Origin of the sequence: Erysipelothrix urinaevulpis (assembly GCF_009828835.1) — a bacterium.
Taxonomy (GTDB): domain Bacteria; phylum Bacillota_I; class Bacilli_A; order Erysipelotrichales; family Erysipelotrichaceae; genus Erysipelothrix; species Erysipelothrix urinaevulpis.
Genome location: NZ_WTTB01000001.1, coordinates 13446 through 25098, shown reverse-complemented (window position 1 = coordinate 25098; position 11653 = coordinate 13446). Strand labels below are relative to the sequence as shown.

Here is an 11653-nt window from a genome sequence, read left to right as displayed (position 1 = left end):
CTCAATCTTTTTTTAAAGGAAAAACATTTGTAGTGACATATCTTCTACAGGTGATAGAATGAAATTAAAAAATGTAAGTATGGTGTACAAAAATAAAAAAGGCATCCATAATATTGACTTGGATACCAGTCAAAACAAGGTCATTGCCGTCTTGGGTCATAATGGCTGTGGGAAAACGACACTCTTTAAAACGATGTTAGGATTACTGAAATTTCAAGAGGGAGAACTAAGTGTTAATCGTGGTGTGTCAATTGGATATTTACCAGAATGTCGTTGCCTCTATCAAACAATGACTGTTTGTCATCATATAAGATTTATGGGAAAACTAAGGAAAATGTCGAAAATAGAAATCGAAGTTAATATGAATCAGTGGTTGGCTTCGTTTAAGATGGAGCATCTAAAATACGAAACAATTAGTTCTTTATCGAAAGGAAATCAACAGAAGGTTCAGTTTATTTGTGCAATGATTCATAATCCAAACCTCATGATTTTAGATGAACCGATGTCGGGATTAGATATTGTGAATATTCAAATATTTAAGAAAATTATTACCCAAGAAATTGAAAAGGGAACCAAAATAATTCTATCAAGTCATCAGTATGATGATGTTGAAGAATTTAGTGAATATGTTGTTATTCTTAAAGAAGGGAAAATAGTCTTACAAGGTTATTTAAGAAATCTTAAAGACGATTATGATTATGAGTTTATTTCATTAAGTGATGACAACAAACAAAAATATAAAGATCATAAAGATGTTTTAGGTATTGAAACACAAGGTCATACATCACGGTATAGGGTGAGCAAAAAATCAAAATTGCTGGCAAGCGTATTAGAAAAAAGACGATTGAACACTGTGAAATTGGAAGCAGTAAGTTTGAAAGACTTGGTGTCGTCATATTATGAATGACTTAGTAAAATTATCAATGAAACATCGGTTTTGGAATAAGACCTCAGCAACAATGCTAATCATTATTACGTTGATATTAGGGTTGTTAACTTTTTCAGATAAAGTCATAGAAAAATTGATGCCACAACTTTTAGAGAAAACCAAGATTAATATAGAACTTGAAAAGTCAGAAGATTTGATAGAACCATTTAAAGACACGTTTACTTTAGATGAGACTGCTAACATAAAGATAAGTAAACATGAGAATATGTATAAAGTCGAAAGTGATTACGAACTCTATGAAGAAGAAAAAGCATTGTTGGATATGATGATTAGCACTTATGAAAATAAAGAAAAAGCGTCTATTGAAATTCCTGTAAATTTTGTAACTAAACATGATACAAACCAAAGCCACAGTAAGTTACTCTATGTCATTATTACTGGGGTTTATTTTATGATGCTTGCTTACTCAACATCAATTGCAAGTGAGATTGTTTCAGAAAAATCGTTAAATGTTTTAGAGTTAATTGGAAGTACTATCGATTTAAAGTATCATTTTTATGCAAAAATAATTGTTGGAACATTCTCAGTTTTTCTTCAAGCATTTTTTGTTGGACCTATTCTCTCTACATTGTATTTCGTTCGAAATTATTACGATAAAGGGGAAGGCTTATTTAAGATGTTGAGTCGATTCAATTTTGTAGAGGGTGAGATTACAAGTTTTTCAAGTTTCTTTCAGTCATTGAATATAAGCAAGGAGTTCTTGCAAAAAGGCTTGGTTTCACTTTTGTTCATGTTTGTTGGTTTAGTTTTGATTCAGGTCATTGCAATCCTTTTATCGTCTTTGATTCATCAAATTGAAGAATCTGGGACACTACAAGCTCCCTTTTATTTAATATTACTTTCCATTTACTATGGAGTGGTTTATTTGAACGTTACCCATCAATTAGAAAGTCCAGTCAGCGTAATCTTAACAATGGTGCCAATTGTATCGATGTTACTAGGACCTATTCGAATAATGGCAAGTCGAGTGAGTGTTTATCAAATCCTCTTATCTTTAGGCGTGTCGGGATGTTTGTTTATATTTTTAATGAAGTATGGATCCAGGTTGTATAAATATAATGTTATGGTAAAACAGTCAAAAAAAAGAAAAGCCGTTTAGCTTTTCTTACTACTATTTAACGTCACAATATCAGAAGATCGTTTGAATTTTTTTAACTCGTTATAGTTGTTTGCTAGAACTTTCTCTGCAGAATTTAAATTAAGAGGCTCATAAAATTTAACATCTTTGATGGTATTTGGAAGGTATTGAATCTTATGCCAAAGGTCACTTCGACTATAATCATACATTTCAATGTCACTTAAACCCACTGCTTTTAATCGTAAATATTTCGGAACAGAGTATGACGACGAACCGACAAGGGCAAGAGCATTATCAATAGCATGTTCAGCACTCTTTGATTTTGGTGAGAGTGCGCATTCAATAACAACCGCACTGATTGGAATTCGTGCTTCAGGGAACCCAACTTTTCTTGCTGCAGAAAGTGCAGATTCAACGCGACTACAAAGACTTGGATTCGCTAAACCAATATCCTCGTATGCAATGACAAGGAGGCGTCGTTCAATTGAATCGAAATCCCCTACATGAATCAACTTAGCTAGATAATACAATGCGGCCTGTACATCACTTCCGCGTATCGATTTTTGAAAAGCTGATAAGGTGTCATAATAATTATCGCTGTCTTTATCCATTGATGTATTCATCCCAACATTAATCTCTTTGAGATGATTTTTGGTAATAACTTCACCTGGATAGGCGTTGAGTAAAAGTTCAAGAATGTTCAAACTATACCGTGCATCGCCATTAGCACTTCGCAGAATATGTTGATAGACATCATTCTCAAGAGTACGATCTTGAGGTGTAGCATTTGTTAATATTTCAAATAAATCATCATTACTTAGAGGATGAAATTCGAACAAATGAACACGTGAACGAATCGCTGGATTGATTGAAAAGAAAGGATTCGCAGTTGTTGCACCGATCATCGTAATTAATCCACTTTCAATATGAGGTAGTAAGATGTCTTGTTTGTCCTTATTCAATCGATGGACTTCATCAATAATAACCACAAGTCCTTGGCTCATTTCAGCCTCAATAAAAAGTTGATCTAATTTTTTCTTATTATCAGTCACAGCATTAAAAAGACGATAGGGTCTGTTTAACTCTTCAGCAATCGCCATTGCTGTGGTTGTTTTTCCAGTTCCAGGTGGACCATAAAAAATCATTGAATAGAGTTTTTTTTGCTTTATTAAATTTTTTAAAACTTTTCCTTCACCCAGAAGATGTTTTTGTCCTATAATATCATTAATGGAACTGGGTCTCATTGAGTAAGCTAATGGATTGCTCATAAATATCACCTGACCATATTGTACCATGTTTTTGTTATACTATAGATGAGGTGTCGTATGAAAATAGTTATTCAAAAAGTTAAAAATGCATCGGTTGATGTCGAAGGAATATTATATAATAAAATTAATGAAGGCTTTGTTCTTTTAGTAGGCATTGAGGAAGGCGATACAGTCGAAGACCTTAAACGAGCAAGTACTAAAATTGCGAATATGAGAATATTTGAAGATAATGATGGAAAAATGAACCATTCGATTTTAGATGTTGGTGGAAAGATATTGTCTATCTCTCAATTTACACTTGCAGCGGATGTCCGAAAAGGGAATCGTCCAAGTTTTACTCAAGCAATGAATGCCGAACAAGCGAATGATCTTTTTGAAACATTTAATGATTTGCTAAGAACAGAAGGGTTGATAGTAAAAACAGGAAAATTCCAAACACATATGAATGTGAAGTTGGATAATGATGGACCTGTTACCATCATTCTTGAAGTAAGAGATGGCAAGGTTATCTAACATATGCTATTATTAAACCGTGTGAATGGAGGTTTTTCATGACATTAATTGATGGTAAAAGTGTTGCTAATGAGAGGTTAAACAATCTTTCGAAGACAATAACAAGCCTAAAAGAACAAGGGAAACGTGCCCCTGGACTAGCGGTTGTATTGGTAGGAGAAGATCCTGCATCGCAAACTTATGTTGCATCGAAGATTAAACAATCAAAAAAAGTTGGCATCGAATCAAAGTCTATTGTTTTGAAAGAAGATACAAGTGAATTTGAATTGATTGAAATCATAAAGTCTTTAAATAATGATGAAGCAATCGATGGGATCTTGGTACAACTTCCATTACCAAGACATATAAATAGTGAAAAAATTATTGATAGTATAAATCCCAATAAGGATGTGGATGGACTTCATGTTCATAATGTTGGACGACTTGTCCAAAATAAAGAGGCTTTTATACCTTGTACACCCCTTGGGATCATGTCTTTGTTGGAGGCATATGAGATTGATCTAGAGGGTAAAGATGTTTTAGTCATTGGGAGAAGTCAACTCGTTGGTAATCCAGTCACAACATTATTGAAACACAAAAATGCGACAGTGACTCAAGCCCACAGCAAAACAAAAAATATTGAAGAAAAAATATTGAATCATGAGATTATTGTTGTTGCGACAGGTGTCAAAGCGATGGTAAAAGCTGATATGTTGAGAGATTATCATATAGTTATTGATGTTGGCATTCATCGCGAGAATGGTAAATTGTGTGGAGATGTTGAGAAGTCAGCGTATGAGAAAGTAAAAATGATTACTCCTGTACCCAAAGGTGTGGGGCCGATGACCATCGTTAGTTTATTAGAAAATACAGTCAAAGCATATTATTTAAAAGGAGACAATCATGGATAAAACTTATGAACTCAATGATCATGTAGAAATGAAAAAACAACATCCTTGTAAAAAGTCTAACTCATTCAAAATTATTCGAATGGGTGCCGATATAAAAATAAAATGTGATGGGTGTGGAAGTGTTATAATGATGACACGTCATGAATTTGAAAAAAAATTAAAGAAAGTATTATAAATGAAAGAGGAATAAAATATGGCATTAACAGCAGGAATTGTTGGCTTACCAAATGTTGGTAAATCAACCTTATTTAATGCGATTACTAAATCGCAAATTGAAGCAGCAAACTATCCTTTCGCAACCATTGCACCGAATGTTGGTATTGTAAAAGTTCGCGATGATCGTATGGAAAATATACGAAAGTTTATTGAATCAAAGAAAATTATTCCAACAACGTTTGAATTTACAGATATTGCTGGTTTAGTGAAAGGTGCATCAAAAGGAGAAGGATTAGGGAATCAGTTCCTATCCAATATTCGAGAAGTTGATGCAATTGTGCATGTGGTTCGATGTTTTGCGGATACAGATATTGTTCATGAACATGGAACAATCGGTGATCCTGTTTCTGATATTGAAATTATTGAAATTGAATTAATGCTTGCTGATTTACAATCGGTAGAAAACAGATTACAAAGAGTTGGAAAAAAAGTAAAAGCTCAAGATAAAGAAGCGTTAGTTGAAATTAAATTATTAGAAAAAGCAAAAGAAATCTTGGACAACAATCTACCACTCAGCAATTTAGAATTAAACGAAGACGAAGAAGAGTTAATTAAACCATTTCACTTCCTAACACGTAAACCTGTTATCTATGTTGCTAATATTGATGAAGATAGTTTAGGTGATATTGACAACAATCCTATGTATCAAGCAGTAAAAGCATATGCAAGTGAGAGACAGTGTCGTGTTATTCCAATCAGTGCAACCGTTGAAGAAAGTTTATCAGGATTGGAAGATGATGAACGAGAAATGTTCCTTGAGGAATTAGGTGTAGAAGAAAGCGGACTAGATCGTCTTGTTAAAAATAGTTATGATATTCTAAATTTAAGAACATTCTTTACAGCAGGACCACAAGAAATTCGAGCCTGGACATTTACAGAAGGTATGAAGGCACCAGCCTGTGCTGGAATTATTCATACTGACTTTGAGAGAGGATTCATCCGTGCAGAAGTTTATCACTATGATGATTTAATGACACATGAAAGTGAATTAGGCATTAAAGAAGCAGGTAAAATGCGTTCAGAAGGTAAAGAATACGTCATGAATGATGGTGATATTGTTCACTTTAGATTTAACGTTTAATTAAATCTATTCTGTGTTTTTTAGCTTTGTGGTATAATCAAGATATAAAGAGGAGGAGATCTCAATGAAATTAGTATTAGCAATTGTTTCAAATGATGATAGTTCAATTGTTTCATCAGCACTAAATAAAGAAGATTTTCAAGTAACTCGTTTAGCAACTACAGGTGGATTCCTAAGGGCAGGAAACACAACACTGATTGTTGGTGTTGAAGATGATAAAGTGGATGCCTGTTTAGAAATTATTGGTAGAGAATGTAAAAAACGTACTGAGGTTGTCCCTTCCACAGCGTCCTATGATATTGGACGTCATGTATCGTTCCCAGTGGAAGTTCCAGTTGGTGGAGCAACCGTCTTTATTCTTGATGTCGAACAATTCCATAAGTTATAAAAAAAATGAGTGATGTATCGGATAATGATACACACTCATTTTTTTTAGTTTTTTTGATAATAACGACGGTGACCTTTGATTTCTTTGAGTTGAAAGGTTTCATTGTCGTCTGGAAGAATCATGTGGCTTCCATCACTGACCAATTCAGCAGTAAACATGGATTCATAATCTTTAATCGTTAATTTTTCACGTGTGTCAAATTGGTGGGGAAGATTTGGATCAAGGGCATCTTGATACCCTTCAACTAATTTCATTGAGAAAAATTCTCCAACAGCTCCACTTCCATATGAATATAAACCAATTCTAGCATTTGCGTCTAAATCTGCATTGTATAAAAGAGAAATTAAACTTAGGTATAGAGAACCAGTATAAATATTACCAACCTTACGGTTAAATAATGTGGACTGGTTGAATGTATTGATAATCTCTTTAGAAGGATTTATGTAATTAATTAATGTTTTTCGACCTAATTTAGTATAGGGAATATGGAATAAAAACGCATCAAAGTCTGAGTTTTGTCTATCATATTTTTCTTTATAATCTTCAAATGTTTGGTTAAAGAAACGTTGATACTGTTCGTTGGAATAGTGTCCATCAACAATCGCGGTATCACTATAATTTGGTCGCCAAAAGTCCCACACATCTTCGGAAAAATAAGAACTCTTATCACTTAAAACTAACAGTGATGGATCTTTAGTGATAAGCATTGCAACTGCACCTGCACCTTGGGTTGCTTCCCCAGAGGTATCAAGGCCATACCGAGAAATATCACTAGCTATAATTAAAACTTTTTTATCATCATTTGATTGTAAATGGTTTTTGGCAAACTGTAATGCTGCTGTTGCTGAATAACACGCTTGCTTAATTTCTATACATCTCGATTTGGGGTTGATACCCAAAAGAGAGACAATGGATGTTGATCCAGATTTTGAAAAGTCTGAACCAGTTTCTGTTGCTAAAATTACTAAATCAATATCATTAAGATCTTGTTCTGAAATAGTATTGTAAGCGGCATTGGTTGCTAAACTAATCATATCTTGGGTGAGAGGTGGTACCGACATTTCATCTTGACCTAAACCATAAGTGAATTTGTCTGGGTCAATGCCACGCATGGTTGCTAATTCTCTCATATCTATATAATACTTAGGGATATAGAAACCAATCTTATCAATTCCAAACTTCATATTGCAGTCTCCTTTATTATTTTTGAGTATCTCTATTATAGTGGTAAATGACACGAGAATCAAAAACTATGTGAGAAATACGAAAATTTAATTTAATTCAGCTCTGGAGCATGCACAGATTTCACAAAGCATGTTATAATAAGAAAGAATTTGAAAAGAGGTATAAATATGAAAAGAGTACGTGTACGCTATGCACCAAGTCCAACAGGTTTTCTTCATATAGGAAATGCTAGGACAGCATTATTTGATTACTTAATCGCTAAACATTATGATGGTGATTTTGTATTAAGGATTGAAGATACAGATATTGAGCGAAATGTCGAAGGTGGCGAAGAGTCTCAGTTGAAGTATTTAGAATGGTTGGGGATCATTCCTGATGAATCACCTCAAAAACCAAATCCTAAATATGCACCATATCGTCAAATGGAACGTCTTGATATTTATAAGAAATATACAAACCAATTGATTGAAGAAGGACATGCTTATAAATGCTACTGTACTTCAGAAGAATTAGATGAAGATTACCAACGTCAAAAAGACGCAGGGTATGCATCAACACGTTATAGTCAAAAATGTTTACATTTAGACGAAGAGACAAAGAAACAATACGAAGTGGAAGAAAGACCTTATTCTGTAAGGTTGAAAGTTCCAACAGATGAAGTTTATACATTTGAGGATATTGTTCGTGGCACTGTAACGTTTGAATCTAAAGACATTGGCGATTGGGTCATTATGAAAACAAACGGTATTCCTACCTATAACTTTGCAGTTGTTGTCGATGATTATTTAATGGAAATTAGCCATGTATTGCGTGGAGAAGAACATATTTCCAATACGCCTAAACAATTGATGTTATTTAGAATGTTTGGTTGGGAAGCTCCCTTGTATGGTCATATGACATTAATCGTTAATGAAAATCATAAAAAACTATCAAAACGTGATAATTCAATTATGCAATACATTAGTCAATATGAAGAACAAGGATATCTAGCAGAAGCAATGTTTAATTTTATGGCTTTACTTGGTTGGTCATATCCAGGAGAAAAAGAATTATTTACCCATGATGAGTTAATCGAAGTATTCGATGAGTCACGTTTATCCAAATCACCTTCGATGTTTGATGTTAATAAGTTAACTTGGATGAACCATCAATACTTAAAAGATAAGACAGATGAAGAGTGGTTAGCTTTTGTTAAACCTTATGCAAGTAAAAATTATGATTTGAGTGCTAAGGATGAAGCTTGGGTTGATCAGTGTTTACTTCTTTACAAAGAACAATTACAATTTGGAGCAGAGATTACTGATTTAATTGAAATGTTCTTTAAAGACACAGATTTAACGGATGAAGCGAGGGAAGTACTAGCAGAAGATTCAACGAAAGTGGTAGCACAAACATTTTTAAATAATCTACCAAGTGATTGGACTGTTGAGGCGTTGAAAGAAGCGTTTAATGCAACAAAGAAAGAAAGTGGACTTAAAGGGAAACCATTGTTCATGGGACTTCGTGTTGCAGCAACACATCAAAACCATGGTCCTGATTTAATGAGTTCTTTATATTTACTTGGAAGAGAAACTATAGAGAAAAGACTCACAGATTATGTTGGATAAAAAATATAAACTTTGTCCTGAATTGAAGGTCATGCGTGATCCAGTTCATGGCTACATAAATGTAAAGTATAAAGTTGTTTGGGATCTAATTAATTCTCCTGAAGTTCAACGCTTACGTCGAATTCAACAATTAGGGGGAACGCGGTTGGTTTACCATACGGCTGAACACTCACGTTTTTCGCACTCTTTGGGTGTCTATGAAATCGTTCGTTTGATGATCGAACGTGTGAGTGATTTACAAAGTGTCTTAGAAGAGCAAGAACAAGTTGCTCTTCTTTGTGCAGGGTTGCTTCATGATGTTGGTCATGGCCCTTTTTCACACTCATTTGAGGCAGTAACGAAAACAGATCATGAAGAGTTTACAGAGCGTATTATTTTAGAAGATACACAAGTCAATAGAATTCTTAACGAAGCGGATCCTGACTTACCTCAGTTGGTGGCAGATATTATTGCACATCGAAGTGAACGTAAAATATTATCACAAATAATATCAAGTCAAATGGATGCTGATAGGATGGATTATCTCTTAAGAGATTCATATTTTACAGGTGTGAGTTATGGTGAATTTGATCTCTATCGTATTTTAAGAACCATTAGAGTTATTGATGATAAAATTGTCATTAAAGAAAGTGGTATCCATGCGGTTGAAGATTACATCATGGCCCGTTATCAAATGTACTGGCAAGTTTATTTGCATCCTGTTTCACGAAGTTTTGAATCAATTCTTCATGCGTTGTTTCGAAGAATGCAAGACTTGTATTCAGAAGGACGCTTTAATGAGACTGGTTTAGAAGTGTTTGAGCCTTTTATTAAAGGTGATACCGATATTCCTTTGAGTGCTCATTTTAAATTAGATGAATCGGCTTGTTTTGCAGGATTTGTGAAATTGATGGACTCAGAAGATGAAATATTAAAAGACTTGTCATCACGATTATTGAATAGAGATTTATTTGAATATATTGATTTCCCAGGTAACGATAGAAAAGTTGAAATTGAAAAGATTGCAGTTGAGAAGGGTTATGATCCTCGTTACTATATTCTGGAAGATTTTGCGACACAGATTCTTTATAGTCCTTATAAAGAGGAAGAAGAGTCTGCGATCTGGGTTAACAGCGATTGTGGATTACGGGAGTTATCGAATGCCTCCACAATTGTTAAGGGGTTTGCACAAGGAAAAGATAAAGAAGACCATAAGCTCTTCTTTCCAAAGGAGTTACAATGAATTCAACAACATATAGACAATTAAGAGACCGTTTTAAAACAACATTACAAGACAATGAACTTGTTGTCTTGATGAGTGGCACAGGGATAAGAAAAAGTGCGGATGCACAGTATCCCTTTCATGCTAATCGTAACTTTGTTTACTTAACAGGAATTGAAGAACCAGAAGCAATTTTAATGATGAATACAAAAACAGATGAAGAAATATTGTTCTTGAGAGATATTGATCCATTTATGGAAAAATGGGTAGGTCGTTTTATGACGAAAGAACAAGCTCAAGAAATTTCTGGAATCGAAGATGTTCGATATTTCGTAGATTTTGAAGAGTATTTTGAAAAGAATATTGAACAAGTTGATACGATTGGTTTGGACTTAGACCATGATTCGCCAAGTGATTTATTCTATGGAAGTGGCGTTAATATGCAAGAGGAACTTGAAGGGTTCCCTGTTTATGATGTTTTTCCTAAATTAGTTGAATGTCGTACGGTTAAACACGAAGATGAAATAGAAGCGATTAAGCATGCCGCTGTTGTGACCAACACTGCTATTGAGAACATGTTAAAAGAAATGAAACCAAATGGTAATGAACAAGACATGGCAGCTCGCTTCTTATACGAAGGACAAAAACGTAACGGGTCATTGATGTTTGACACAATTGTTGCAGGTGGAGCAAATGCAACAGTCTTGCATTACATTGAAAATAATCAGAAATTACAAGATGGTGACCTTGTGCTTGTTGACTTAGGAATTTGTGTTAATCACTATGGTGCCGATATTTCACGTACTTTTCCAATTAACGGACAATTCACACAAAGACAAAAAGAAGTGTATTCTGAAGTCTTAAATACATTTAAATATATAAATGACAGTGTTAAACCAGGTATTAGTATTTTGGAATTGAATAACCTTGCGAAAGTATCGTTGGGTGAGGCATGTATTCGTTTGGGCTTGATCGATGATATTAAAGATGTTGATCAATACTATTATCACAGTATTGGGCACTCCCTAGGGCTTGATACACATGATGTATGGTTAGATAGAGAGGCACCTTTAGTTCCTGGAAATGTGATTACAAATGAGCCAGGACTTTACATTGCTGAAGAGGGAATAGGCGTTAGACTAGAAACAGATTTACTCGTTACCAAGGATGGAAATGACGATTTAGCACCACAAATTCTCATTGAAATTAACGATATAGAAAAATTATTGTACTCAATGAACAATCAATAAGAAAGCATGTTTTTCCGTGCTTTCTTT

The 11653-nt window shown here is 34.2% G+C and carries 12 protein-coding genes; 10 read left to right on the top strand and 2 right to left on the bottom strand.

Features of this window, described 5'->3' with window-relative positions; translation table 11 throughout:
* Positions 1-58 precede the first annotated feature (58 nt).
* Positions 59-907 (top strand): ABC transporter ATP-binding protein, encoded by an 849-nt coding sequence (locus GVV10_RS00140; RefSeq protein ID WP_159518291.1) that lies wholly within the window; start codon positions 59-61, stop codon positions 905-907.
* The gene (locus GVV10_RS00135; protein WP_159518289.1) at positions 900-2048 is read left to right on the top strand and encodes an ABC transporter permease; all 1149 of its coding nucleotides are present in this window, start codon (positions 900-902) and stop codon (positions 2046-2048) included. The genes GVV10_RS00140 and GVV10_RS00135 overlap by 8 nt, the downstream gene beginning before the upstream one ends.
* On the opposite strand, the gene GVV10_RS00130 is transcribed toward GVV10_RS00135, so the two are convergent.
* On the bottom strand, positions 2045-3295 hold the full coding sequence (locus tag GVV10_RS00130) for a replication-associated recombination protein A (protein ID WP_159518287.1): 1251 nt from the start codon (positions 3293-3295) through the stop codon (positions 2045-2047). The genes GVV10_RS00135 and GVV10_RS00130 overlap by 4 nt on opposite strands.
* Before the next feature lie 57 nt (positions 3296-3352).
* Between GVV10_RS00130 and dtd the strand changes: the two genes are divergently transcribed.
* The 5 genes from dtd (at position 3353) to GVV10_RS00105 (ending at position 6383) form a co-directional block, all read left to right on the top strand.
* Entirely contained in the window at positions 3353-3808 is a 456-nt protein-coding gene (dtd, locus tag GVV10_RS00125; RefSeq protein WP_159518285.1) for a D-aminoacyl-tRNA deacylase, read from the top strand.
* A 38-nt stretch (positions 3809-3846) separates the two neighbouring features.
* A complete protein-coding gene (locus GVV10_RS00120) occupies positions 3847-4698 on the top strand; it encodes a bifunctional 5,10-methylenetetrahydrofolate dehydrogenase/5,10-methenyltetrahydrofolate cyclohydrolase (RefSeq protein ID WP_159518283.1) in 852 nt (283 codons plus the stop codon).
* Complete coding sequence (locus GVV10_RS00115) at positions 4691-4873, top strand: DUF951 domain-containing protein (RefSeq protein WP_159518280.1); 183 nt, start codon at positions 4691-4693, stop codon at positions 4871-4873. The genes GVV10_RS00120 and GVV10_RS00115 overlap by 8 nt, the downstream gene beginning before the upstream one ends.
* An 18-nt stretch (positions 4874-4891) precedes the next feature.
* Positions 4892-5995 carry a redox-regulated ATPase YchF gene (gene ychF / locus GVV10_RS00110; RefSeq protein ID WP_159518278.1) on the top strand — a complete coding sequence of 368 codons (1104 nt, stop codon included), beginning with the start codon at positions 4892-4894 and terminating at the stop codon, positions 5993-5995.
* Between the two features lie 64 nt (positions 5996-6059).
* A complete protein-coding gene (locus GVV10_RS00105; protein WP_159518276.1) occupies positions 6060-6383 on the top strand; it encodes a cyclic-di-AMP receptor in 324 nt (107 codons plus the stop codon).
* Positions 6384-6427: 44 nt separating this feature from the next.
* Here the strand turns inward: GVV10_RS00105 and GVV10_RS00100 are convergent, their stop codons facing one another.
* The gene (locus GVV10_RS00100; protein WP_159518274.1) at positions 6428-7567 is read right to left on the bottom strand and encodes a hydroxymethylglutaryl-CoA synthase; all 1140 of its coding nucleotides are present in this window, start codon (positions 7565-7567) and stop codon (positions 6428-6430) included.
* A gap of 168 nt (positions 7568-7735) precedes the next feature.
* On the opposite strand from GVV10_RS00100, the gene gltX reads away from it, so the two are divergent.
* Genes gltX through GVV10_RS00085 form a run of 3 tightly spaced genes read left to right on the top strand, consistent with a single transcriptional unit; the run spans position 7736 to position 11626 of the window.
* A complete protein-coding gene (gene gltX / locus GVV10_RS00095) occupies positions 7736-9175 on the top strand; it encodes a glutamate--tRNA ligase (protein WP_159518272.1) in 1440 nt (479 codons plus the stop codon).
* Positions 9165-10397 carry an HD domain-containing protein gene (locus GVV10_RS00090; RefSeq protein ID WP_159518270.1) on the top strand — a complete coding sequence of 411 codons (1233 nt, stop codon included), beginning with the start codon at positions 9165-9167 and terminating at the stop codon, positions 10395-10397. The genes gltX and GVV10_RS00090 overlap by 11 nt, the downstream gene beginning before the upstream one ends.
* Positions 10394-11626, top strand: a complete 1233-nt coding sequence (locus GVV10_RS00085; protein WP_159518268.1) for an aminopeptidase P family protein — start codon at positions 10394-10396, stop codon at positions 11624-11626. The genes GVV10_RS00090 and GVV10_RS00085 overlap by 4 nt, the downstream gene beginning before the upstream one ends.
* Positions 11627-11653: the final 27 nt, after the last annotated feature.